Genomic DNA, 25386 nt, shown 5'->3' on the forward strand with positions numbered 1-25386 from the left:
GATTCCGTGAGCTTTAACACACTCAATACCAATCTGTTTAAACCGATCTCGGGCGAGAATGGACGCTCGATGCTTGCGTTATTAGTCGATCTCGATACTTTCTTGGATCCGACACAACTGGTAGATGAACCTACGCCGCAACAGGTACGGGTCTTTCTACGAGACTACATCGCCAATAAGAATTTGTGCCTTGAGATAGCGTCGGTTGAGGCAACGATAGGAAACCCCGCTCTGGAACATTATGTCTATAACCGGCTGCGTGATACGGGGTGGATTCGAGAAGAGCAGGAGAGCGGGTATCGATACGTTGTTTGGATGGCGCAAGATGCGCGCAGGCTGTTGAACTTCCTTGGCAATATGAGTGCTGAGCATCCCTCGTTAGGTGTGGTGTGTCTGGCGGTACGCTCGAACCTTTCTGAAGTGGTTAAAGACCCAACCAACGGATCGTTAGTGCGCAAAGCGGCTGATGACATGGAGGATTTCTTAAATCGACTCAGAGCTCTCGTGGGCAATATCCGCGAAATCCACCATGCGATTAGCGGTGGTTCCGTCCAAGGTAGTGGCCATTTCACTTTTTACTTTGAAGAATACTTGGCCGAACTCTTTCTACCCAATATTGAGAAACTCTCCCTGAAAGGAAACCCCAACCTTCATGCCAGTAAAATTCGTAAGCTAGTTAGCGATATCCGTTTCAGCTCAGAGCGCCTAGAAGCATGCGCTAGAGCCTATAAGCGTGATGATATTTCTAATCCTTCGGTTCAGCTTGTGGAAGCAGATCTAGATCGATTGAGCAAAGCGTTTGACGGAATTGCTCCACTGTTCAAGAAAACGCAGGACTATGCTCGTCGTATAACCCGGCGGATGTATGAGAAGATCAAGTATACCGTGCATACCCCAAGTAATATGGGGCAACAGGTTCAGGCGCTGCTTGAGCGCATCGGGAGTGAAGCCTTGTTAGTCTCATTACCTAGCCCGTTGATCGGTGAAGAACTCCTTGCTGATTGCCGGTTGGCCACACCCAAGGCAAAGTCAATACTGCCTGTTCCGACGGTGCGCAGACAGCCAAAACCGTTGTGGGAAAAACGGGCATACAACCAGCTCAAACAAGAACATATCAGTTTCCAGAAATGCGACCCTACACGTGTTGCCAACTTCATTGAATCGAATCTTGGAGAGCGAGTACAGATGACCACGGATGATCTTAGGATCGATACCGCTGATGAAATGATGGCAGCGCTTCATTTGCGCCTTTTGGCACAAGGTATACCGAAAACTCATCCACTTTTTTCTCTGCAGTCCATGTACTGCGTTGAGTTTGATGAAGGGGAGTGGACGGACCTTAAACAGATGGCCGGTCGTCGCCTGAGAATCCGTCGAATCGTCGCTATGGAGAAACGCACACATGACGAGTGAGATTGCGCTCAGAGAACTGAAAGATATCGAGGCAAAAACATCTGCTGACTACGCCGATAGCTTACGGAACACGGCGGCATACCTACTGCAGAAGCAATGGGTATGGAAGGGAAAACGCGGCCAAAAAGAGCACTTCAAGTTGTGTGAGGATAATCTGGCTTATTTTAACAAGCTTTTTGATGGGTTGGATATGGGGTGGTACTACGATCGTAACTTCGGCTATGCGGGGATTTTACCGCGTGGTTCCGGTAAGCAACTGGATATCACCTCTACGCTGTTCCTGCTCATTCTACGGAAAATGTATGACGCTGAAGCGTCGATGGGACGTACGGAGCTTGGGTGTGTAACACCGCCAACGGTCGAGCTTCTTAATCAGTACGAACACGTCAGGGGGGAGATGCCCCCCATAACAGAAACCAATAATGCCCTGGAGAACCTAAGGAAGAAGGGAATTATTGAGCTCGGAATTAAAGACCCCGATACCAAACTCCACGAGTTGACCGTTCTCCCTAATATTACCCGTGTGGTCGATCAAACCTACGTGGGCATGCTTAACCGCTTTATGGATAGTTACACACCTGAATCTGCGTCTGGCGAAGCGGTTTACGAAGGAACTGATGATCTTGAGACACTGGAGGTCTACGATGACAGTGCAGAATAACCCCATACAAGCACATATTCTTCATAATGTGGTGTTGGCGCAGTGGTATCTGTTTGAACTGGAGACGATCCATCTCAATGCTCCAGCCACGCTAGTATCAGGCGAAAACGGAGCGGGAAAAACAACGATTTTTGATGCGATCCAGTTTGTTCTGATGGGGGGGGATCAACGTAAAACCCGCTACAACTCTGCCTCTGAAACCAAAACCTCTGGGCGTTCTGCGCGTAGTTATGCGCTGGGCGAGTTCAAAGAAAACGATGCAAAGAGTTGCCAACGTGAGAATGCCAATACTTACATTTTCTTAAACTGGTACGATAATCATCAATGTCCTTACGCTTTTGGACTGTCTGTTTATGCCAACAGTCAGTCACCAAACATTGAGACCCGCGGGCATATCATTAAAGGCCGCCACATTACTGAAGCTGATTTACTGTCCGGGGATGACGCCTTTCTACCATGGCGTGACTTTGTTGACCGCATGAAACAGGATGCCAAAGAGCGTCATGGTGCGATGAGCTATGAGTTGCTTGACAGTGCGCGGACGATACGTGAAAAAATGGCTGAGGCGATGTCGGTTAATCAGACGCGCAGCGCCAAAATTGAACCTGATTTATTGGTTAAGACATTATCAAATGCGTTACAACTGAAAATGGACAGCCCGATTGATCCATTTATCAGGGACTTCATTCTTCCTCCCGACCTCATTGAAACCTATCAATTGCGCGAAGATCTTCTTGAGCACCAGCGTATTGAGGCGGAAATCGCACGTGCCGAGAGCCACAAAAATGCGCGCGAGTTACTGATTGCCGAAGCGAAGAAGCTTACCCGGCATTACGCCAATGCCCACCATGCTCTTTGGGTTTCGCAAGAGGCCGATACTGTTCGGCTCAATGAAGAACTTGGCCGCACAGAAGATGCTCAAATAGCTGCGCAAGAGCGCCAGACAGCAGCTAAACGCACCATTGACAGAGAAGAGCCACGACTGCCGGAGCTGAAACAATGTCGTGATGATGCCCTGATCGCGTGGCAAAATTCTGATGCTGCAAGTCTGAGTAGAGCCGTTGATGCTGCAAAAAGCGCCGTTTCTAAATCCACAAACAGTCTTACCAACCGAATATTTTCACTGCAAAATGCTGTGCGTGAAGTTATCCGTCAACGATTTCCTGACACGCTGGGTATCCAGAGTTTCGAGCTATTAGCCCGGCACTGGGCGACATCCGTGGACATTCTCAATCGGGCAGGCATTGAGAGCCTCTCAGCATCGGAACATGAGAATACGCTTAAGGTAACCGATAAACTTAAAAGCGCAAAAACATTACTGGACGAGATAGCTGAACGTATAGAAGTGGCTGATAAAAATGTGAGCCACGACTTAACACAAACCATGCATGAATGTAAGGCCTTGCAGGTGCGTATTGAACGGCTGAGAAAGGGACTTTCGGACATCAATCCGGCGACGGCTAAGGTCATCGAATTACTCAAACAAGAGAGAATAGAATCCATGCCCGTCTGTGACCTCTGTGAGATCGCTGATAGAGACTGGCAAGAAGCAGTGGAGTCGTACTTGGGTCCGAATCGCGAAGCACTGGTGGTGAGTGTACGTGATTTTGACCATGCATTGGAAGTGTACGAAGTTGCACAGAAGCGAGAGCCGCAACTCAAACGAGTACGCATGATTAACCCTGATCATGCTTTAGCCGCCAACAAAGCGCCCACTGAAAGAATGGTTTCAAAGCTGATCGAAACCAGCGATCCGATCGCTCGTGGTTTTATGAACGTCATTCTGGATAGAACTAAGATGGCGGCAACGCGCGATGAACTACGAAGAGAGCGCAAAGCGCTAATGGCATCAGGCCTTGCGACCGGTAGTGGAACGGTGGGCGGTACCGCTCATATTCGCGGGTTATTGATGGGGAAACAGGCTAAAGCTGAGCAGCTTAAGCTCCTGGAGCATGAACGGGATGTGCTCGCACAACGGCTCTCTGGCGTTGAGAGATCAGCACAAACGCTGAGCAGGCTTAACCGCAACTGGGCTGGGCTATCTACATCTATTGTGGAGGGCTCATCGTCCGTACGGGAAAATAGTATCCGCCTGATGCAAGATAAAAAAGCATTGTCTGCCGCTCAGGAACAGTTGAAACCGCTGACATCGAAAGATGAACAGCTCAAAGCCGCAAAGGCGCAGGCTGACGACAATTATGAAGCATGTAATACGGCGATCATCAATGCCACGGCCGAACAAAAGAACGCTATTGCAACGTTAAATAGCTTGAACACCGAGATTGAAAGCCTCTCAAAAAATAGGGACGAGGCAGAACGAATCCGCAGTGAAACAGAAAAATCTCCTATACACAATACCGCCAAAGCAGATGAACGCTGGCAAACTTATGAGCAGAAGTTTGGGGGCGAAGAAGGATGCTATTCCCTGATTCGAAACAAAGCCCAGAATGAGGCTCAGGTTGAACGGGAGAAGGCGCTCAATACACGTGGAGATCTGTATTACAAGGTCGTTAGATTCACGACAGACTTTGCAGAGGATATAGCGAATCGTCAGGCGCTTCTTGAAGCCGCAAAAACTGATAACGTGAATACAGAGGCGTACCACTTTATTGAGGCAGATTGTACGGAATGGGTTGAGCGTATCCTGGCAGCACAGCTTTTAGTGCATCGCCAGGCGGCCCGGGAAGCTGCTGAACAGATGGAAAAAAACTTTCGAGGTATCATAGTAGGGGAGCTTCAAAGCCGCTTTGAGCAGATGAGATATACCTTCAATCAACTCAATAACTTGCTCAAGAAAGTCCCATTTCACGACCACATCTACAGCTTCCACTTCAAGGTTCGCGAGATAGAGAGCTTGCGCACCGTCTACGAATACATTACGACTGCAGATAGAGAAGAGACCGAGTTAGTTGGGACAATGTTTGAAACAGCATCAGAACATCCTGCTATAGACCTGTTGAAAGAGGCATTGCTCAGTGGTGACGATCTAATTAATGAGATCAGTGATTATCGCAGTTTCTTCACCTATGACATGAAGATGCGTAACCCTGACACCGGGACTGAGCGCAGCGTGGCAGATATGCAAAGCACAGGTTCAGGCGGAGAGCAACAAACACCAGCGTATATTGCGCTGGCTGCGAGTTTTATGAACGTTTACAAGATTAGTGGTCATTCAGATCGAGGGGCGTCTTTGGTACTCCTTGATGAAGCGTTCAATAACATGGATGGTGGCAATGCGAGCGCAGCAGTGGCCTTTCTCAAAGAAATCGGGTTGCAATTACTGATTGCTGCCCCGCCAGAAGTGACCCTGAAAATTGGTAAAGAGATGGATCAAATTTATACCATTTGCCGTGAGGACAGAGATGTGGTGATTGACCACACGCAGATTTTCGAGGCAGGGCAGGAGCTTATAGACCAACGTAATCCAGTTTACCATCCAGAGCTTGTGGCTGAACGCGCTGCTGAATTGAAAGCTAAAGCCGAGATGGTTGAATGATATGAACTCTTATGTTGAGAAGTTCATCAATCAATTGATCAAGAAGATAGATAAACCAGAAGGTGTGGAACTTGAGTGCAGGATACGTATCACAGATCACGCCTATCGTTGGTACTTCGCCCTCAATAATAGTACCAAAACGGCGCTGCATAAGACGTTGGAATCCATTGCATACTTGAATATCCACTATCAGCGTAAAGTCGCGCTGGGAGCGTTTAAACATATTGAGTATATCCAGATCGTTGATGGCTACAGATTAATGGATAGTCAGGGAGTTATACCACAGGCTGATGAAATCAAAGTTTCATTTCGGCATTTAGAGACAACGGTGTTCAATGTACCTTGGTGGGATAATACGAAGCTGGAGATTGCCAAGGAATGGTCGAGCAACAAGACGTTTTGTGGTGTGAATCGCAACCAGGCAGACCGACTTTTTGATGCAATGAAAGTTATTGAGTGGATCGTTCAACTGCCTGTCTCTGAGAATGTTCCCGATATTCGGACCCTCAGTGCCATGTTGTATGGCAACTCCAAGAAGTTAGAATGTAAGAGTTTTTCCGGTCTTATTCGAAAGTTGATGTTGCCGCATATTGACGATGATGTTGTGGATTTGCTTGACGATGGGGTTAAGCTGCTGGAGTATTTTGGGATTAGTAAATACCCAATACCAATGCGTTTCAAAGCCAATGGGTTGTTGCATTGCAGGGGGATTATCGATTTATCTGCACTCCACTACGGAATCGGTGTTTCCCCGGATGAAGTCAAAGGCATTGTGTGGGGACAACGGCCACCCTATGTGCTTTTCATTGAAAATCGTGCTAGTTTCGAGCGGTATGTGCGCGAAATTGATGATTTTGGTGTGATTATTTACACCGCCGGCTTCCCGCCGCGCTCTTGGGTACATGTAATAGAGATCATTATCGCTGAACTGCGTATGGAGATACCGATTTACCATTGGGGTGATCGAGATGCCGGTGGCTATCGTATTCTTGCATTTTTGGCGAAGCGACTTGATATTGATATTCAGCCATATCTGATGGGGGTGGAGGCTGAAGCATTGACTCAGGCTGATGATGAGCTCGTTGATAAACCTGTAGTCGAATTAATGCAGGCGCTGGAGTCAGCAAAGCACTATCCAGCTATTTTAGCGCTTTATAGAGATCTAGCGAAACTCCAAATTAAGAATCTACCTTGGATCGAGCAGGAGCAGATAGCCCCTGTTAGCCCTCGGAAATATTGAAAGTTCTCCCTATTCGCTGATATTTCATGTCCTTATGTCGGGATCTCAAAATTGCGTGGAACTAAAAGGGGTGTGCTTACAATAGCACTTCAAAAGGATATGCCTACCTCCAATACTCATTTGCAAATGATGATGTGTGTCAGGCGGAGATTGAGGGAGTGAAAAAGAGCTCCCTGTAACTAATTGTGCTGACCTGCCCCAGTATTAAATACAACCGTTAGTTAGTAATGTCGGTTTGTTTATCTTCACATTTTCCATTCCGCCACCGTGCTGCAAACTCTGATGGCGTCTGATAATTCAGTGCTGAATGTGGACGACACTCGTTATAATCCTGCCGCCAGTTATTAATGATTTTCCTTGCATGAACGATATCGCTGAACCAGTGCTCATTCAGACATTCATCGCGAAATCGTCCGTTAAAGCTCTCAATAAATCCGTTCTGCGTTGGCTTGCCCGGCTGGATTAAGCGCAACTCAACACCATGCTCAAAAGCCCATTGATCCAGTGCGCGGCAAGTGAACTCCGGCCCCTGGTCAGTTCTTATCGTCGCCGGATAGCCCCGGAACAGTGCAATGCTGTCCAGAATTCGCGTGACCTGAACGCCTGAAATGCCGAATGCGATGGTAATTGTCAGACACTCCTTCGTGAAGTCGTCCACACAGGTCAGGCACTTGATCCTGCGACCGGTGGCCAGTGCGTCCATGACAAAATCCATCGACCAGGTCAGGTTGGGCGCCGCTGGGCGGAGCAGAGGCAGACGTTCTGTTGCCAGCCCTTTACGACGTCGCCTGCGTTTTACGCCCAGCCCGCTCAGATGATAAAGGCGGTACACGCGCTTATGATTAACATGAAGGCCTTCACGGCGCAGTAACTGCCAGATGCGGCGGTAGCCAAAACGCCTGCGCTCCAGTGCCAGCTCAGTGATGCGCCCTGATAAATGCGCATCAGCCGCCGGACGCTGAGCCTCATAGCGGCAGGTCGACAGGGACAAACCTGTAAGCTTGCAGGCACGACGTTGCGACAGACCGATCGCATCACACATAAACTCAACGGCTTCCCGCTTCTGGTCTGTCGTCAGTACTTTCGCCCCAGTGCCACCTGAAGTGCCTCCTTATCCAGCATGGCTTCGGCAAGCAGCTTCTTGAGTCTGGCGTTCTCTTCCTCAAGCAACTTCAGGCGCTTAACCTCGGGTACTTCCATGCCGCCATACTTCTTGCGCCAGGTATAAAAGGTGGCGTCGGAAATGGCGTGCTTGCGGCAGAGCTCACGGGCAGAAACCCCGGCTTCAGCCTCGCGGAGAATACTGATGATCTGTTCGTCGGAAAAACGCTTCTTCATGGGGGTGTCCTCATGTGGCTTATGAAGACATTACTAACATCGCGGTGTATTAATCAACGGGGAGCAGGTCAGTTATTATCGCTTCATTGCAAACAGCACGGCACGTTAAGTTAAAACAAAAGGAAAAAATAATTTTTGCAGCCAGGTTCAATCTATGTCCGCTTCTGGCACAAAGTGGACCCTGAGGAATGAGTTCTATTCTCGTGGTTCACTAAGTGCAGCAAGTTCTACTCGAATCCTGCTACCCATTTGTCCAACATATCAGCCCACTCCTGCATCATCACTTTACGCTCATCAAGATAAGTCGCATGGTTGTATGTGCGACGAACATTGTTGGTGTCAGCATGAGCAAGTTGGGACTCAATAGCATCAGGTCGATAGCCCATCTCGTTTAAGCGGGTACTTCCTGTGGTTCTGGTTGCATGTGGGCTATAAGTACCGCTCCAGCCGAGGCTTTTAAGTAGTTGACGCAGAGAGTGTGATGTCATTGGACCTAGCGGATTATCCCTGCCTGGAAAAAGGTGCTGTCGATGCCAGGTTAATCCCTGTAGCGTTCTGAGCATGTTGACGGCTTGGGAGGGGAGGGGAATAACATGTTCTCTGCGGGCTTTCATCCGCGCTGCCGGAATGGTCCACAGGGCGTTATCAAGATCGAATTCTGTCCATTCAGCTTCGGTGGCTTCTGCAGGACGCGCTAATGTCCACCACATGAGCCACATGCAATAGTTAACCTGGTATGAGCCACGACTGTTATCAAAACAGCTTAATAGCTTCCCGATTTGTTGTGGGTTTAATGCCTGTTTGTGCTGTGTCTTATTCGCCGGAATCGCCTTACGCACTGGCCAGACAGGATCGCTATCTGCCCTGAGCGTCGCCACCGCCAGTTCAAAAACGGATGAAATGGTGCGGCGGGCTTCAGCGGCAACGGTCGGAGCGCCGCGCTTAGCCGTTTCCTGAAGAATTTTAAGAATGTGATGTGGAGTGATCTCTCTGACTGGGAGCTTACCGATTGCAGGGAAAACCACTCGTTCGAGCATATCCAGTCGCCGCGTTTTGGTAATTTCGGCCCAGTCTTTCATCTGCAACCACTCTTTAGCGATCAGCTCAAAGGTGTTGGATGCGTCGTTGACCTTGCGGATCTTATCTAACTGGCGAGTCTGTGTCGGGCTAACTCCATCCGCGACTTGTTTACGCGCTTGCTCACATTTCTCCCGAGCTTCGGCAAGTTTGACCGTCGGGTACTCACCCAACGCGAACATGCTGGATTTGCCGTTGAGTTTAAACCGATAGCGCCATGCCTTTTTACCGTTGGGTTTTACTTCGAGGTAGAGACCATTGAAGTCATTGAGTCGATAGAGTTTTTCTTTCGGCTTAGCAGTGCGGCATTGCGTATCAGTGAGCATAGCGAGTCCTCGTCTATTTCTTATACCGCTATTGTACTCACCTAAAATGAAGATGAAAACTGATTGTACTCATGTCTGTACTCATTTTTGACTGTGCTGTTATGAGATGAGTTGAGACATTATGAAAAGAAAAATCCACGCAATTGCGTGGATTTTATAGACTTTTTCGATTTTCATGAGATTCGATGAAACCTCACGAGACAACAAATTTTATTTAGACGTTGAACAAGAAGTTCATCACGTCACCGTCTTTAACGATGTAGTCTTTACCTTCTGAACGCATCTTGCCGGCTTCTTTGGCACCTTGCTCACCCTTGTAGGTGATGAAGTCTTCAAAAGCGATGGTCTGGGCGCGGATAAAGCCTTTTTCGAAATCGGTGTGGATCTTGCCGGCTGCCTGCGGGGCGGTAGCGCCAACCGGGATGGTCCAGGCGCGGACTTCTTTCACACCGGCGGTGAAGTAGGTCTGCAGGTTCAGCAACTCGTAACCGGCGCGGATCACGCGGTTCAGACCCGGCTCTTCCAGGCCCAGTTCCGCCATGAATTCTTCGCGGTCTTCGTCTTCCAGCTCGGCGATATCGGATTCTACTGCGGCGCACACGGCAACCACAACCGAGCCTTCGCCCGCAGCGATTTCACGCACTTTGTCCAGGTACGGGTTGTTTTCGAAACCGTCTTCGTTGACGTTGGCGATGTACATGGTTGGTTTCAGCGTCAGGAAGCTCAGGTAGCGGATTGCCGCTTTGTCTTCTTCGGACAGATCCAGCGCACGCAGCATGCCGGCGTTTTCCAGCTGTGGCAGGCATTTTTCCAGAGCTGCCAGTTCCGCTTTCGCGTCTTTGTCGCCGCCTTTGGCTTTCTTCTGTACGCGGTGGATCGCGCGTTCGCAGGTGTCGAGATCCGACAGCGCCAGTTCGGTATTGATGACGTCGATGTCATCAGCCGGGTCAACTTTGTTGTTAACGTGGATGATGTTGTCGTTTTCGAAGCAGCGAACCACGTGGCCAATCGCTTCGGTTTCGCGGATGTTGGTCAGGAACTGGTTACCCAGACCTTCACCTTTGGACGCGCCCTTGACCAGGCCGGCGATGTCGACGAATTCCATGGTGGTCGGCAGGATACGCTGTGGCTTGACGATCTCGGCCAGCTGGTCCAGACGCGGATCGGGCATCGGCACCACACCGGTGTTAGGTTCAATGGTGCAGAACGGGAAGTTGGCTGCTTCGATACCCGCTTTGGTCAACGCGTTGAACAGGGTGGATTTGCCTACGTTAGGCAGGCCGACGATACCGCATTTGAATCCCATGTTGTTATCACCTTAAATATCTTAACTATCAGCCGGTTAGGTTTAACCCACTGCATAAAGGACGAAATAATGGCGCCATTATACACGTAATGGCCGTTTTTCTCGATCTGGCTGTGTGTGATGGGTAAATGCCGAGGCAGTGCCGGTTTTTGATTGAGATTTGGATCACATTTACACATACTGACACTTCTGATTAACCTACAGGAAACGTGCCGGATGTCCTTCTTGCCCAGTCCACCCTAAGCTCTTTCCCTCCTGAGGTTTGCCGCGCCCTGCGGCCTTGGTTCCCGTGCTGCGGGAATGTGTTTTATCTGTCAGAAGTGAATAATCCATGTTTAACCTGAACAATTTCAGGCTGTCGGCCGTCAAGAACGAGGTGCTGGCGGGCTTTGTGGTGGCGGTTTCAATGATCCCGGAAGCGGTCGGCTTTTCGCTGGTTGCCGGGCTTTCTCCGATCGTCGGGTTGCACACCGCCTTTATTATCGGGCTGGTCACCGCGCTGTTTGGCGGCAAGCCGGGCATGGTGTCGGGTGCGGCCGGGTCGATAGTGGTGGTGCTGATGAGCCTGGCGGCGCAGTACGGCATGGGGTACGTACTGTGGGCGACGATTTTTGCCGGGGTTATCCAAATCCTGATCGGCATTTTCCGCCTGGGTAAGTTTATCCGGCTGGTGCCGCTGCCCGCGGTTCACGGCTTCGTGAACGGGCTGGCGATTGTCATTATGCTGGCGCAACTGCATATGATTGCCGGGCAGGGGCCGCTGATGTATGGGCTGGTGGCTCTGGCGATCCTGGTGGTGGTGTTCTTCCCACGGTTAACGCGCATCATCCCCGCGTCACTGGCGGCGCTTATCGTGGTGTCTGCTCTGGCAATCGGGTTTAACCTGCAAACGCTGCGGGTCGGCGATTTGGCGGACATTTCCGGTGCATTACCGCACTTCAGCCTGCCGATGGCGCCTTTTACCCTCGAGATGCTGAAAGTGGTGTTGCCGTACGCAGTGGTAATCGCGCTGGTGGGGCTGATCGAATCGCTGCTTACCATGACGGTGCTGGATGAAATGGGCGGCAAGAAAGGCAACGGCAACCGCGAGAGCATCGCCCAGGGGGCAGGCAACGCGGTTTGTGGCCTGTTTGGTTGTTTCGCCGGTTGCGCAATGATTGGCCAGTCGATCATCAACTTCACTTCAGGCGGGCGTGGGCGCATCTCCGGCGTGGTTGGCGCGATACTGCTGATTCTGTTTGTGGTCAGCCTGTCGGGCTATATCGGCCTGTTGCCGGTGGCGGCGCTGGCCGGGGTGATGCTGGTCGTGTGTTACAACACCTTTGAGTGGAGCTCGCTGCGCCGTCTGCGCCGGATGCCGAAGGCAGATGCGCTGGTGATGCTGCTGGTGACCCTGATTACCATCGTTACCGATCTGGCGATGGCGGTGATCAGCGGGGTGATCATTTCGGCGCTGGTATTTGCCTGGCAGCAGGCACGTATTCGCGTGCGTCAGCATCGGGTGGAAGGTGAGGTGGCGGTATATCAGTTGGACGGGCCGCTGTTCTTCGGGTCCACCACGGCCTTTGCCGAACTGTTCGAACCGAAAAACGATCCGCAAAATGTGGTGCTGGATTTTGCCGGTACCCGGGTGATGGATTCCAGCGGTGTGGAGGCGATTGATAAGCTGACGGCACGCTATCTGGCGGCGGGGAAAACCATTCGGCTACGTCATCTGAGCGGTGACTGTGTACGCCTATTGAAACAGGCCGGCCCGTTTTGCAGCCATGAACTGGACGATCCGCAATATTACGTGGCGGAAGAGGGCTACCAAACCGATGACGCTAACGTCGGCGAAGAAACCTTTAAACTGCGCACCTAAGGCAGATTGCAGCGGGCGCGATGCCCGCTGCAACGATGATCAGGCCTGCGCCTTGAAGCTGTGCAGGCGACGAACGGTTTTTTCCAACCCGTCAGTCAGCAGCACTTCCGTACAGCGTGCGGCTTCATCGATCGCTTCATCAATCATTTTTTGCTCGCTGGCCGGCGGCTTGCCGAGCACGAAACCTACCACTTTGTTTTTATCGCCCGGGTGGCCGATGCCGATGCGCAAGCGATAGAAATTCGGGTTATTGCCAAATTTGTTCTGAATATCCTTCAGCCCGTTGTGGCCACCGTTGCCGCCGCCCAGTTTGATCTTGGCAACGCCGGGGGGAATATCCAGCTCGTCATGCGCCACCAGGATTTCGTCCGGCTCGATGCGGTAGAAATTGGCCATTGCCAATACCGCTTTGCCGCTGAGATTCATAAAGGTGGTAGGCACCAACAGCCGCACATCGTTGCCGGCCAGGTTCAGCCGGGCGGTGTAGCCGAAGAACTTGCTCTCTTCTTTGAGCTGCTGGTTATGGCGCTGGGCCAGTAAATCGACGTACCAGGCGCCGGCGTTGTGCCGCGTCTGCGCGTATTCAGCGCCCGGATTCGCCAGGCCGACTATCAATTTAATACTGCTCACTGGGAGATTCGCTATGATCGATATAATGGAAAGGGCAATAGTCTACCTGCCGACGCCACGAATGACAAAATCCTGATATGTCCGGTCGCGTATTGACGGAACTATAGTCAGAAAAGAGAATAATTCATTAGCGGAATCATTCAATTTGATCGCTAATAGACTCATTCTGGTAAAGTTTTGTCATGTTTTCTTTACCATTTGTGATCCTCTCCGCAATCACCTTGTCCAACCAGGGTCTATACTTAACTTATCAAAGTGGGTTAACCAGTTAGAGAGTTATCCCGGTTGGCACATAGCACTATGGAGGTGGCATATGAAACGTAGAAACGCGGACAGAATGGGCAACTTTTTTATGGGGCTGGGCCTGGTCGTGATGATCGGCGGTGTCGGATACTCCATTGTTGCTGAAGTTTCGCAGTTCAACCTGCCGCAGTTTTTCGCCCATGGCGCAATCATGAGTATCTTCGTGGGTGCGTTGTTGTGGCTGGTAGGTGCGCGTATTGGCGGTCGTGAGCAGGTAGCGGATCGTTACTGGTGGGTAAAACACTTTGATAAACGTTGCCGCAACGATCATCATCGTTCGTCACATTGATTAGAAAGAGAGAAGGGAACAGGCGTTACGGCAAAGGAAATCTGCCGCGCATTAAGGCTTAAGGTCATGTTTGACTACCCGTAGAAAACCCGTTGCTGCTATGCACCAACGGGTTTTTCTTTTTCTGCTTTCGGGCCATCAATCCCTTCGGTACGGCAGGGCGCCGCACCGAAAAGAGAACTGATTAATGCTCGAACATCGCAGAAATTGACTCTTCGTTGCTGATACGGCGGATGGCTTCAGCCAGCATGCCAGACAGCGTCAGAGTGCGTACGTTTTTCAGGGCCTTGATTTCTGGAGACAGCGGAATGGTGTCGCAGACAATCACTTCATCAATTACCGAGTTGCGGATGTTTTCCACGGCGTTACCGGAGAAGATCGGGTGCGTCGCGTAGGCAAATACGCGCTTGGCACCGCGTTCTTTCAACGCTTCAGCCGCTTTACATAAGGTACCGCCGGTATCGATCATATCGTCAACCAGTACACAGTCACGGCCTGCTACGTCACCAATGATGTGCATCACCTGAGAAACGTTCGCGCGCGGGCGGCGTTTATCGATGATAGCCATATCGGTGTCATTCAGCAGTTTGGCGATTGCGCGGGCGCGCACTACGCCGCCGATGTCTGGGGAAACCACGATTGGGTTCTCCAGATTCTGTTGCAGCATGTCTTCCAGCAGGATCGGGCTACCGAACACGTTATCTACCGGAACATCGAAGAAGCCTTGGATCTGTTCAGCGTGCAGATCCACCGTCAAAACGCGGTCAACCCCTACACTGGAGAGGAAATCGGCTACAACTTTGGCCGTGATTGGCACACGAGCAGAACGCACGCGGCGATCCTGGCGGGCATAACCGAAGTAAGGGATAACAGCAGTAATACGACCTGCGGAGGCGCGACGCAGGGCATCTACCATAACGACCAGTTCCATCAGGTTGTCGTTGGTAGGGGCACAGGTGGACTGGATGATGAAAATATCACCGCCGCGTACATTTTCGTTGATTTGCACGCTCACTTCGCCGTCGCTAAAACGACCTACTGCGGCGTCACCAAGGCTGGTGTACAAACGGTTGGCAATACGTTGTGCTAGTTCCGGGGTGGCGTTACCAGCAAAAAGCTTCATATCAGGCACGAGAAGAACCTCAGGCATGCGTCCAGAGAAGATATTGTCATTCGGCCTTCGCTAAGGGGCAGTTAGCGACGCCGGCGCAATATCATACGGGTGTGTAAAAAAACAACGTGAAACCGAAGCGGCGCAGGGATTACAGGGCCAGGTGTGAATGACCCTGCGCAGCGAAACGAGAACTACGGTTTCATCTGCCCGGAACGGATGCGATGTAGTGGAGAGACGTTAACGCCACGCGCTACAAAACCACGTATCCACTCCGGGGCTTGATTTAACACCTGACGGGCGGCGGTTTCTGTGTCGAATTCAGCAAACACACAAGCACCTGTGCCAGTCAGGCGTGACGGCGCGTATTCTAACAGCCAAGAAACAAGCTGTTCAACCTCGCGAAAACGTTTTCTTGCTATAGGTTCGCAATCATTTGCGTAAGTTGCCTGTAACAGCACACTTAACGGACGAACCGGGGTGTCTCTTTTTAATTCCGCATCGCCAAAAATTGCCGGGGTAGGGATGCTGACCCCCGGATGCGCCACCAGATACCATTTTTCCTGTGGGTTGGCCGGCTGCAAACGCTCACCGATGCCTTCGGCGAACGCTGCATGGCCACGCACGAAAACAGGGACGTCGGCACCGAGCGCCAGCCCCAGTTCTGCAAGCTGGTCGTCGCTCAAACCGCAGCGCCACAGTTCATTCAGCGCAACCAGCACCGTAGCGGCGTTGGAGGAGCCACCCCCCAGCCCGCCGCCCATCGGCAGCCGCTTTTCGATGCTGATGTCGGCACCCCGTGGCGCGGTATTCAGTCCATGGCGATCGCAATACTGTTGCAGCAGACGTGCGGCGCGGACAATCAGGTTTTCTTCATCCGGCACGCCCGCCACCGGGGTCAGCAGGTGAATACGGTCATCCTGTCGCACATCGATGGTCAGCGTGTCGCCGTAATCCAGAAACTGAAACAGCGTCTGCAACAGGTGATAGCCATCTTCACGTTGGCCGGTAATGTATAAAAACAAATTAAGTTTAGCTGGCGATGGCCACTGACGGATCATTTGAGCGTCCAATTATCCATTTTCAGTTTGATGCGCTGGTCACCCTGTTTCAGCTCAAGTCGGCTTGGCAACTGCGGTTGCAGGCTGTTGTTGTAGTCCTGGTAGTCAACGGTCCAGGTCTGTCCGCCTTGCTGGTAGGTCAGCGAGTTCAGGCGATACTGGTCATCCAGCTTGAAGTCGTTGGCTTCACCCGGCAGGCCGAGCATCCATTGGCGCAGGTTATCCAGCGGGATTGCCATACCGGTCAGTTTGCGGATCATCTCTTCGGCATTGTCGCTGACATAGCGCTTGCCCTGATTGTCGGTCAACTGCACCACATTTTTCTGCACGTTGAGATCAAGCTCGGTGCTGCCAAGTGGGTTGGTCAGCAGCAGGCGGTAACGATCAGACGAATACTGCTGCCAGAAGAAGCGCGCGTAGACTTTTTTCTGATCGGACAGGTAGGCGAAAGAGCCCCGGGTCTGATACTGCTCAAGCTGTTGCACCGCTTGCTCATGGGCGCGCCATTGCGGTGATGTCGGGCTGGTGGCCGGGCCGCTGGGTTTGGTGGTGGTACAGGCAGCCAGCACCAGGCTGGCCAGCGGGATCAGGCGTAGCAAACTAACTTTGCGGATTGGCATAACTTTCTCTTGTCCTTTTGTCCTTACGGGCACGCACAGCGAGACCTTGGTATTAGCGTTTACGCTAGCGGGGCAGCGCCGGCGCGTCAATTTTTTGCTGCATCGCTTTGAATCTGCCCGGCTTTGTCACCGCTGTTAGCCTCGGGGGTATGCGCTGCGTTTGCACATAAGATTAACACAATCACCCAACCCTGCCGCTGTGGGTACAAGAATATCTCTCTGGTCGGGCGGAGGCCGTTGGCGTTTAGTTGAGGTTGCTAGCGGTATGCTGCAATAGTTCATCGCCGGAGGAGAATACAAGGTCATGAAGCTGTCAGTACGCATTGTTATTTCGCTGTTATGCTTCGCGGGTGCGGCATTTTTTTATCTTCAGGCAAAGCATGTTTTTTGTCAGCAGGTCTCTTTTCTTTTGGATCCCACCTTTCGTTGCGGCACTTTAGGTTGGTAAACGCCGGATATTTGATCACCGCCTGGCGGCTTAGGGGCTATCGTTATTGCTGAATACTGTGCGGAATATCGCATACTGCACTAAAATTCAGTATGTTATGTCGTCGAATTAATAGTCATCCCGCTGTATTTATTAGCGATTTATCGATTGCTGCTGACTATTTCAGCGATTGAACGGAAGATGCGGTTGTTACTTTTATTGAGCCCGCGCATCAAGTAGAATGCCGTTCAACGAGAACCCGTACCAAAAGAAGTATTACTCGAAGCAATGACCCTGCTGGCGTTAGGTATAAATCACAAAACCGCTCCGGTTTCTCTGCGTGAAAGGGTGACCTTCTCCCCAGAGTCGATCGAACAGGCGCTAACCAGCTTGCTCCAACAACCGTTGGTGCAGGGCGGTGTCGTGTTGTCTACCTGTAACCGCACCGAACTTTATCTTAGCGTGGAACAACAGGAACATATTCATGAACAGCTGGTTGCCTGGCTGTGTGAATACCACCATCTGCGCCCGGAAGAAGTGAGCAAAAGCCTGTATTGGCACCACGGCAACGACGCCGTCAGCCATCTGATGCGCGTAGCCAGCGGGCTGGATTCGCTGGTGTTGGGTGAACCGCAGATCCTCGGCCAAGTGAAAAAAGCCTTTGCCGAATCGCAACGCGGCCAGTCGCTTTCCGGTGAGCTTGAGCGGCTGTTCCAAAAATCCTTCTCTGTCGCCAAACGCGTACGTACCGAAACCGAAATCGGTGCCAGCGCGGTCTCTGTGGCCTTTGCAGCCTGTACGTTGGCGCGCCAAATCTTCGAATCACTTGCCGAATTGAACGTGCTGCTAGTGGGCGCCGGTGAAACCATTGAACTGGTGGCGCGCCATCTGCGCGAGCACAAAGTTCGGCATATGATTATTGCCAACCGTACCCGCGAACGTGCGCAATTGCTGGCGGACGAAGTTGGCGCGGAAGTGATCACATTACCGGAAATCGACGAACGCCTGGCGGACGCCGATATCATCATCAGTTCTACCGCCAGCCCGCTGCCGATCATCGGTAAAGGGATGGTGGAGCGCGCGCGCTGAAAGCGCGTCGCAACCAGCCGATGCTGCTGGTGGATATCGCCGTACCGCGTGATATCGAACCGGAAGTAGGCAAGCTGGCCAACGCCTATCTGTACAGCGTGGACGATCTGCACGCCATCATTCAAAGCAACCTGGCGCAGCGCAAAGCCGCGGCGGTGCAGGCGGAATCGATCGTTCAGCAGGAAAGCACCAACTTTATGGCCTGGCTGCGCTCACAGGGCGCAGTGGAAACCATCCGCGACTACCGCTCGCAGGCCGATCAGATCCGTGCGGAAATGGAAGCCAAAGCCCTGGCCGCGATTGCGCAGGGCGCCGACGTGGAGCAGGTTATCCACGAGCTGGCCCATCGGCTAACCAATCGTCTTATTCATGCCCCTACCAAATCCCTCCAGCAGGCCGCCGGCGATGGCGACGTGGAGCGGTTGCAATTATTACGCGACAGCCTCGGGCTGGATCAGCATTAGTTTTCTCTTTTAACAGGGTTTAATACCACGCATGAAGCCTTCTATTGTTGCCAAACTGGAAGCGTTACAAGAGCGCCATGAAGAAGTGCAGGCGCTGCTCGGCGATGCCGGCGTTATTGCCGAGCAGGATCGGTTCCGTGCGCTGTCGCGCGAATATGCACAGTTGACCGATGTCAGCCGCTGTTTCCTGGAATGGCGTCAGGTGCAGGACGATCTGGCTACGGCGGAAATGATGCTGGACGATCCGGAAATGCGTGAAATGGCGCAGGAAGAGTTGAAACAGGCCAAGGCCGCGACGGAAGAGCTGGAACAGCAGCTGCAACTGCTGCTGTTGCCGAAAGATCCGGATGACGAGCGCGGTTGTTTCCTGGAAGTGCGCGCCGGGACCGGCGGCGACGAAGCGGCGATTTTCGCCGGCGACCTGTTCCGCATGTACAGCCGCTATGCCGAAATGCGCCGCTGGCGCGTCGAGATCATGAGCGCCAACGAAGGCGAGCATGGCGGTTATAAAGAAGTGATTGCCAAGGTTTCTGGCGACGGTGTTTACGGCCAGCTCAAATTTGAATCCGGCGGTCATCGCGTACAGCGCGTGCCGGAAACCGAGTCGCAGGGGCGTATTCATACCTCCGCGTGCACCGTGGCAGTGATGCCGGAAATACCGGAGGCTGAACTGCCGGAGATCAACGCGGGCGATCTGAAAATCGACACCTTCCGTTCCTCAGGCGCAGGTGGTCAGCACGTTAACACCACCGACTCGGCGATCCGTATTACCCACTTGCCGACCGGCATTGTGGTGGAGTGTCAGGACGAGCGCTCACAGCACAAGAACAAAGCCAAAGCGATGGCGGTGTTGGGGGCGCGTATCCGTGCTGCAGAAATGGCCAAGCGCCAGCAGGCGGAGGCTTCAACCCGTCGTAACCTGCTGGGCAGTGGCGATCGTTCAGACCGCAACCGCACCTATAACTTCCCGCAGGGGCGTGTCACTGACCACCGTATCAACCTGACGCTGTACCGTCTGGACGAGGTGATGGAAGGCAAGCTCGACATGCTGATCCAGCCGATTGTGCAGGAATACCAGGCTGACCAGCTCGCTGCGCTGTCCGCCGAGCAGGAGTAATGGACTATCAATCCTGGCTGAAGGCGGCGGTTGCCCGCCTGACGCAGAGTGAAAGCGCCCGACGCGATGCGGAAATCCTGCTGGGGTTCGTGACCGGCCGGGCCAGAACTTTCCTGATGGCGTTTGGCGAAACCGTGCTGACGCCGCAAGAGCAAGAGCAGTTGGAGAGATTGTTGGCGCGCCGCGAACGCGGTGAGCCGGTAGCTTATCTGATTGGCGAGCGCGAATTTTGGTCGTTGCCGCTGTCGGTATCGCCCGCCACCCTGATCCCGCGTCCGGACACCGAATGCCTGGTGGAGTTGGCGCTGGAGCTTTTGCCCTCATCCCCTTGCGCCATTCTCGATCTCGGTACCGGTACCGGCGCCATCGCCCTGGCGTTAGCCAGCGAACGCCCAGACTGCGAAGTGACCGGCGTGGATTTACAGCCGGAAGCGGTGGCGTTGGCCCAGCACAATGCGCAGAAGCTGTCGATCGGCAACGCGCAGTTCCTTCAGGGCAGTTGGTATGCCCCACTGGTCGGAGAAACTTTTGCTCTGATCGCCAGCAACCCTCCTTATATCGACGCCGCCGACCCGCATTTGGCACAGGGCGACGTACGTTTTGAGCCAAGTAGCGCGCTGGTGGCGCCACAGCAGGGGCTGGCGGATTTGTCCGCTATCGTGCAGCAGGCGCCGTACCACCTGCAATCACAGGGCTGGCTGCTGCTTGAACATGGCTGGCAGCAGGGAGAAAGCGTACGCGCGCTGCTGCAGGCCGCCGGTTTTATTTCGATCGATACCCGACGCGATTATGGCGGTAACGATCGCGTCACCTTTGGCCAATGGCCGCAGCAATCACTGAAAACCAACAATAACGAAGCACACAGCGATTAAATAAGGAAGCGATATGGCAGTCTACTCGGCGTTAAAACATCTGCATTTGTTGACGGTCACCATCAGTATTGTCTTGTTTGTATTGCGTTTCTTCTGGAAATGGCGCAATTCGGCTATGATGAACAAACGTTGGGTGAAGATAACCCCGCATATAAATGATACGGTGTTGTTCGTCAGCGGCATCGCACTGGTGGTGATGTTCAAGTTATATCCGCTGTTGGGTATGGACTCGTGGCTGACCGAGAAGCTGTTTGGCGTTATTATCTATATCCTGCTTGGCTACGTCGCATTGGGCAAGAAGACCAAAAACCAGAACCTGCGCATTCTGGCGTTTGTGCTGGCATTGGGCTGTTTGTACCTGATAATTAAACTTGCCACGACGAAAATACCCTTTCTGATGGGATACTTATGAGTAGTATTGCTGATTTTGAATTTAACACCTCGCTGCTGAGCGAGGGCGTGATCCTGGTATCGCAGTCCGTGCGGCGTGATTTCCCCGCCGCTGAGGTCGAACGCAAGCTGCAACAGCTGGTCGACGAAGCGCGTGCGGCCGTGCCGCAGGATCTCAGCCAGGAACAGCAACTGGACGCACTCATTGAATTGTTCTTCAAAACCTGGGGTTTTGGCGGCGCCAGCGGCGTGTATCGCCTGTCCGACGCTATTTGGCTCGACAAGGTGCTGGAAGGTCGTCAGGGCACGCCGGTTTCGCTCGGCACCATTTTCCTTCATATCGCCGCTCATCTGGATTTACCGTTGCTGCCGGTTATTTTCCCCACTCAACTGATCCTGCGGGCAGACTGGCTGGATGAAGAGATGTGGTTGATCAATCCATTGAACGGCGAGACGCTGAACGAACACCAGTTGGAAGTGTGGATCAAGGGCAACCTGGGTCTGGGCGCCGAACTGGAAGACGACGATCTCGATGAGTCAGAAAACGTCATGGTGGTGCGTAAGATGTTGGATACGCTCAAAGCCGCCCTGATGGAAGAAAAACAGATGGAAATGGCGTTGCGCGCCAGCGAAACGGTGTTGTGCTTCGATCCGGAAGACCCTTACGAAATCCGTGACCGCGGGCTGATTTACGCCCAGTTGGAATGCAACCATATCGCGATTTCCGATCTTAACTATTTTGTCGAACAGTGTCCTGAAGACCCAGTCAGCGAAGTGATCAAGGTACAGATCCACTCGATTGAACCGAAACAGGTCACGCTGCATTAATTCATTTACTATGCCCTGAACGCGACAGGCCAAGGCTTGCGGCAGGACGGGTAACTTCAATAAAGGCGAAAGCATGAAACAGAAAGTGGTTAGCATTGGTGACATCGACGTAGCGAACGACCTGCCGTTTGTGCTGTTTGGCGGTATGAACGTGCTGGAATCGCGCGATCTGGCGATGCGCATCTGTGAACACTACGTCACCGTGACGCAAAAACTGGGCATCCCTTACGTTTTCAAAGCCTCCTTTGACAAAGCCAACCGTTCTTCTATCCACTCCTACCGGGGGCCGGGTCTGGAAGAGGGGATGAAGATCTTCGAAGAAATCAAAAAAACCTTCGGCGTGAAAATCATTACCGACGTTCACGAAGCGTCACAGGCTCAGCCGGTGTCCGAAGTGGTTGACGTGATCCAACTGCCGGCATTCCTGGCGCGTCAGACCGATCTGGTGGAAGCGATGGCGAAAACCGGTGCGGTGATCAACGTCAAGAAGCCACAGTTCGTCAGCCCGGGCCAAATGGGCAATATCGTCGACAAATTCAAGGAAGGCGGTAACGATCAGGTGATCCTGTGCGATCGCGGCAGTAACTTTGGTTACGATAACCTGGTGGTCGACATGCTTGGCATCAACGTTATGAAAAACGTGACGGGCGGCCATCCGGTGATCTTTGACGTGACCCATGCTCTGCAGACTCGCGATCCCTTCGGCGCAGCTTCTGGCGGCCGTCGGGCGCAGGTTGCCGAACTGGCGCGTGCCGGTATGGCGGTTGGCCTGGCAGGTCTGTTCATCGAAGCGCACCCAGAGCCAAACAGCGCCAAATGCGACGGCCCGTCCGCGCTGCCGCTGGACAAGCTCGAGCCGTTCCTGGTGCAGATGAAAGCCATCGACGACCTGGTGAAGAGCTTCCCAGAGCTGGACACCAGCAACTAAACATTTTCACAGCTGTTATTTGTAGGGGCGCAGCATACTGCGCCCGCTATGGTTTAAAGCCCGATTCGTCGGGCTTTTTGTTTTTCAGGCATCGAGCGCTGCAAGCGCTTCAGGCAGCGTCGCGTAGAAATGCAGTTTCCCCTCAATCGGCTGTATTCGTGCCCTTGCCAGCGTTTTCAACGGCTGGAAAGGCATGTCGGTGATTGCCAATTGTTTGCCGGCCGGCAGGGCTTCGATAAAGCGTTGCAAGGCATCCAGTCCCCCGGCATCCAATACCGGCACCGCATCCCACTGCAAGACGATCACGTCATAATTTTCGCTGCGCACCAGTAGCTCGTTAAAAATACGCTCGGCGGCGGCGAAGAACAGCGGGCCATTCACCCGCAGCACCAATCGGCCGTTGTCGGCACTCAGTTCGCTCAGGCGCGTCATGCGCGCAATGCGGCGCATAAACAGCAGCGAGGCCAGCACAATGCCTACGGTAATGGCGATCACCATATCGAACAGCACCGTCAGCGACATGCACAGCAGCATCACCAGAATGTCGTCTTTCGGCGCTCGCCGCAGCAGATAAACCACCTTGTGCGCCTCGCTCATATTCCAGGCCACCATCAGCAACAGCGACGCCATTGCAGCCAGCGGCAGCCAGGACAACCACGGTGCCAGCACCAGCAACGCCAGCAGTACCAACAACGCATGGATGATGGCGGAGACCGGGGAGGTGGCACCGGCGCGTACGTTGGCGGCAGAGCGCGCAATGGCCGCGGTGGCGGTAATGCCGCCGAAGAAAGGCGCAATGATGTTGCCCGCACCCTGGCCGATAAGTTCGGTATTGGAGTTGTGCTTCTTGCCAGTCATCCCGTCCAGCACCACCGCGCACAGCAGGGATTCTATGGCCCCGAGCATCGCCATGGAGAAGGCGGCTGGCAGCAGGGCGGAGAGTGTTTGCCAGCTCAGCGCCATAGGCTTGCCGTCACCGGCCGGTAAATCCCACGGCAGCATCAGCTGCGGCAGAATGGGCGGTATGCCCTGGCCGTGGGTGCCGTCGGCCAGCAGATAGCTGAAGCGCGAGCCGATGGTCGCAACCGGGTGGTCAAACAGCGCCAGAATACCCATAACCGCGGTACCCGCCAGCAGTGCGGGTAAATGGCCCGGTACCCGCAGGCCGAGCTTGGGCCAGAAGATAAGGATCAATAGGGTCACTGCGCCGATCAGGGTGTCGCCGAAGTCCAGCGTCGGCAGCGCCTGCAGCAGGGCGTAAACCTTGCCCACATAGTGTTCTGGCACCACCGCCATTTGCAGGCCAAAGAAATCCTTCACCTGCATGGTAGCAATGGTGATGGCGATACCAGAGGTAAAGCCTAACGTCACCGACAGGGGAATGTACTCAATCAGGCGGCCGAAACGCGCCAGTCCCATGATGACCAGAAACAGTCCGGAAAGCAGGGTGGCGATCAGCAGGCCTGAGAGGCCGAACTGCTGCGACACCGGATAGAGGATCACCACAAACGCGGCGGTAGGCCCGGAGACGCTGTAGCGCGAGCCGCCGCTGATGGCAATGACAATCCCGGCAACCGCCGACGTATAGAGTCCATATTGGGGGGGAACGCCGCTGGCAATTGCCAGTGCCATTGCCAACGGGATGGCGATAATACCGACGGTGACGCCGGCGATGGCATCTTTTAGCAGGCGTTGCAGGGAATAGGGATCTCGCCAACAGGCATCAATCAGCGCGCTGAACGGCCTAATGCCGTTAATTTCATGCGTTTTCATCTAAGGTGTAAACCAAGTCTATAAAAGAGAACGGAATGGCGGGCCGGATGCGGTCCGTCTCGAATAGCTGATAGACACCATACGCCAGTTGTGACGGCGATTCCTAGATATACATCAATGCACTTCGGAAAATCAGACTTATACTCTTTCAGGAACGGGATAAATGACAAGTTACAGACAGGCCGCGGTTTAGGCGGCCTGCGCAGAAAGAATAGGCCAGGTTATACCGCTTAGTGGACCGCCGGTAGGGATAATCCGAGAAAATGCGCCAGGGTGCCGACCAACAGATTGTGATCTTCCAACTGGGGTGAGCCAGAAATGCTGATGGTGCCAATGCAGCCCACGCCACCAAGATTGATCGGGAAGGCGCCACCGTGTGCCGAGTAATCGCTGACGCTCAGGCCATAGCGTTCTTCCAGAGTCGATTGTCGTTGCTGCAGGCGCAGGCCAATCGCGTAAGAGCTCTTGTGGAAGTGCTTCACCACATTGCGTTTGCGCCGTACCCAATCGGCGATATCGGGGGTAGTGCCGGGCATGGCGTAATAAAACAGCGTTTGCCCCGCGAGCTGGATCTCAATAGCGATCGACAGGCGGCGCTGTTCGGCCGCTGATTTCAATGCAGAGCCCAGCTCCCAGGCGGTGTTATGGTCAAAATGGCTGAAGGTCAACGCGGTTTCTTGTTCGCTAAGCGCGTGCAAATCATCATCGATATTCATGGTCGCCCCCTTTATTGGTTGCCAACAGATTATCCTGAACAGAATTTATG

General features: G+C 53.1%; 20 protein-coding genes and 1 pseudogene. 12 read left to right on the top strand and 9 right to left on the bottom strand.

The genetic code is table 11. The features are described 5' to 3' along the window. Positions 1-6 precede the first annotated feature (6 nt). Genes M495_RS09530 through M495_RS09545 form a run of 4 tightly spaced genes read left to right on the top strand, consistent with a single transcriptional unit; the run spans position 7 to position 6810 of the window. Positions 7-1413, top strand: coding sequence for a Wadjet anti-phage system protein JetA family protein (locus M495_RS09530; RefSeq protein ID WP_041414460.1), 1407 nt, complete (start codon positions 7-9; stop codon positions 1411-1413). After that, positions 1403-2074 (top strand): DUF4194 domain-containing protein, encoded by a 672-nt coding sequence (locus M495_RS09535; RefSeq protein WP_020826434.1) that lies wholly within the window; start codon positions 1403-1405, stop codon positions 2072-2074. The genes M495_RS09530 and M495_RS09535 overlap by 11 nt, the downstream gene beginning before the upstream one ends. Then, positions 2058-5570 carry an SbcC/MukB-like Walker B domain-containing protein gene (locus M495_RS09540; RefSeq protein WP_020826435.1) on the top strand — a complete coding sequence of 1171 codons (3513 nt, stop codon included), beginning with the start codon at positions 2058-2060 and terminating at the stop codon, positions 5568-5570. The genes M495_RS09535 and M495_RS09540 overlap by 17 nt, the downstream gene beginning before the upstream one ends. Before the next feature lies 1 nt (position 5571). Continuing rightward, positions 5572-6810, top strand: a complete 1239-nt coding sequence (locus tag M495_RS09545; protein ID WP_020826436.1) for a Wadjet anti-phage system protein JetD domain-containing protein — start codon at positions 5572-5574, stop codon at positions 6808-6810. Between the two features lie 217 nt (positions 6811-7027). On the opposite strand, the gene M495_RS09550 is transcribed toward M495_RS09545, so the two are convergent. The 3 genes from M495_RS09550 to ychF all read right to left on the bottom strand — a co-directional run bounded on the left by M495_RS09550 (position 7028) and on the right by ychF (position 10857). Continuing rightward, positions 7028-8148, bottom strand: a protein-coding gene (locus M495_RS09550; RefSeq protein WP_144079308.1) for an IS3 family transposase whose coding sequence is annotated in 2 segments (ribosomal slippage) — positions 7028-7890 and positions 7890-8148 — 1122 coding nt in all. Because the reading frame shifts where the segments join, the coding sequence is not laid out codon by codon here. A gap of 227 nt (positions 8149-8375) precedes the next feature. Then, positions 8376-9551 (bottom strand): tyrosine-type recombinase/integrase, encoded by a 1176-nt coding sequence (locus M495_RS09560; protein WP_020826438.1) that lies wholly within the window; start codon positions 9549-9551, stop codon positions 8376-8378. Positions 9552-9765: 214 nt separating this feature from the next. Beyond that, a complete protein-coding gene (gene ychF / locus M495_RS09565) occupies positions 9766-10857 on the bottom strand; it encodes a redox-regulated ATPase YchF (RefSeq protein WP_020826439.1) in 1092 nt (363 codons plus the stop codon). A gap of 331 nt (positions 10858-11188) precedes the next feature. Between ychF and M495_RS09570 the strand changes: the two genes are divergently transcribed. Next, positions 11189-12718 (top strand): SulP family inorganic anion transporter, encoded by a 1530-nt coding sequence (locus M495_RS09570; RefSeq protein ID WP_020826440.1) that lies wholly within the window; start codon positions 11189-11191, stop codon positions 12716-12718. 39 nt (positions 12719-12757) lie between these two features. Here M495_RS09570 and pth read toward each other — a convergent pair whose 3' ends face one another. After that, positions 12758-13348: an aminoacyl-tRNA hydrolase gene (gene pth, locus M495_RS09575; RefSeq protein WP_020826441.1), complete on the bottom strand. Its 591-nt coding sequence runs from the start codon at positions 13346-13348 to the stop codon at positions 12758-12760. A gap of 313 nt (positions 13349-13661) precedes the next feature. On the opposite strand from pth, the gene ychH reads away from it, so the two are divergent. Continuing rightward, on the top strand, positions 13662-13940 hold the full coding sequence (gene ychH / locus M495_RS09580; RefSeq protein WP_041414467.1) for a stress-induced protein YchH: 279 nt from the start codon (positions 13662-13664) through the stop codon (positions 13938-13940). Positions 13941-14124: 184 nt separating this feature from the next. On the opposite strand, the gene prs is transcribed toward ychH, so the two are convergent. From prs to lolB, 3 genes are all read right to left on the bottom strand, one after another. After that, a complete protein-coding gene (gene prs, locus M495_RS09585) occupies positions 14125-15072 on the bottom strand; it encodes a ribose-phosphate diphosphokinase (RefSeq protein ID WP_041414469.1) in 948 nt (315 codons plus the stop codon). 173 nt (positions 15073-15245) lie between these two features. Further along, positions 15246-16112, bottom strand: coding sequence for a 4-(cytidine 5'-diphospho)-2-C-methyl-D-erythritol kinase (gene ispE, locus M495_RS09590; RefSeq protein WP_020826444.1), 867 nt, complete (start codon positions 16110-16112; stop codon positions 15246-15248). Further along, positions 16109-16732, bottom strand: coding sequence for a lipoprotein insertase outer membrane protein LolB (gene lolB / locus M495_RS09595; protein ID WP_020826445.1), 624 nt, complete (start codon positions 16730-16732; stop codon positions 16109-16111). The genes ispE and lolB overlap by 4 nt, the downstream gene beginning before the upstream one ends. A gap of 715 nt (positions 16733-17447) precedes the next feature. On the opposite strand from lolB, the pseudogene hemA reads away from it, so the two are divergent. From hemA to kdsA, 6 genes and pseudogenes are all read left to right on the top strand, one after another. After that, a pseudogene (gene hemA, locus M495_RS09600) lies at positions 17448-18712 on the top strand (glutamyl-tRNA reductase). A 31-nt stretch (positions 18713-18743) separates the two neighbouring features. Continuing rightward, positions 18744-19829 (top strand): peptide chain release factor 1, encoded by a 1086-nt coding sequence (gene prfA / locus M495_RS09605; RefSeq protein ID WP_020826446.1) that lies wholly within the window; start codon positions 18744-18746, stop codon positions 19827-19829. Next, complete coding sequence (prmC, locus tag M495_RS09610; protein ID WP_020826447.1) at positions 19829-20701, top strand: peptide chain release factor N(5)-glutamine methyltransferase; 873 nt, start codon at positions 19829-19831, stop codon at positions 20699-20701. Before prfA ends, prmC begins: the two co-directional genes overlap by 1 nt. Positions 20702-20714: 13 nt before the next feature. After that, complete coding sequence (locus M495_RS09615; RefSeq protein ID WP_020826448.1) at positions 20715-21113, top strand: SirB2 family protein; 399 nt, start codon at positions 20715-20717, stop codon at positions 21111-21113. Continuing rightward, positions 21110-21919, top strand: a complete 810-nt coding sequence (gene sirB1 / locus M495_RS09620; RefSeq protein ID WP_020826449.1) for an invasion regulator SirB1 — start codon at positions 21110-21112, stop codon at positions 21917-21919. Before M495_RS09615 ends, sirB1 begins: the two co-directional genes overlap by 4 nt. A 73-nt stretch (positions 21920-21992) precedes the next feature. Beyond that, entirely contained in the window at positions 21993-22847 is an 855-nt protein-coding gene (kdsA, locus tag M495_RS09625) for a 3-deoxy-8-phosphooctulonate synthase (protein ID WP_020826450.1), read from the top strand. A gap of 84 nt (positions 22848-22931) precedes the next feature. On the opposite strand, the gene dauA is transcribed toward kdsA, so the two are convergent. After that, the gene (dauA, locus tag M495_RS09630; protein WP_020826451.1) at positions 22932-24620 is read right to left on the bottom strand and encodes a C4-dicarboxylic acid transporter DauA; all 1689 of its coding nucleotides are present in this window, start codon (positions 24618-24620) and stop codon (positions 22932-22934) included. A 230-nt stretch (positions 24621-24850) separates the two neighbouring features. Beyond that, on the bottom strand, positions 24851-25336 hold the full coding sequence (locus M495_RS09635; protein WP_020826452.1) for a heme-degrading domain-containing protein: 486 nt from the start codon (positions 25334-25336) through the stop codon (positions 24851-24853). Positions 25337-25386: the final 50 nt, after the last annotated feature.

The organism is Serratia liquefaciens ATCC 27592 (assembly GCF_000422085.1).
Classification (GTDB): domain Bacteria; phylum Pseudomonadota; class Gammaproteobacteria; order Enterobacterales; family Enterobacteriaceae; genus Serratia; species Serratia liquefaciens.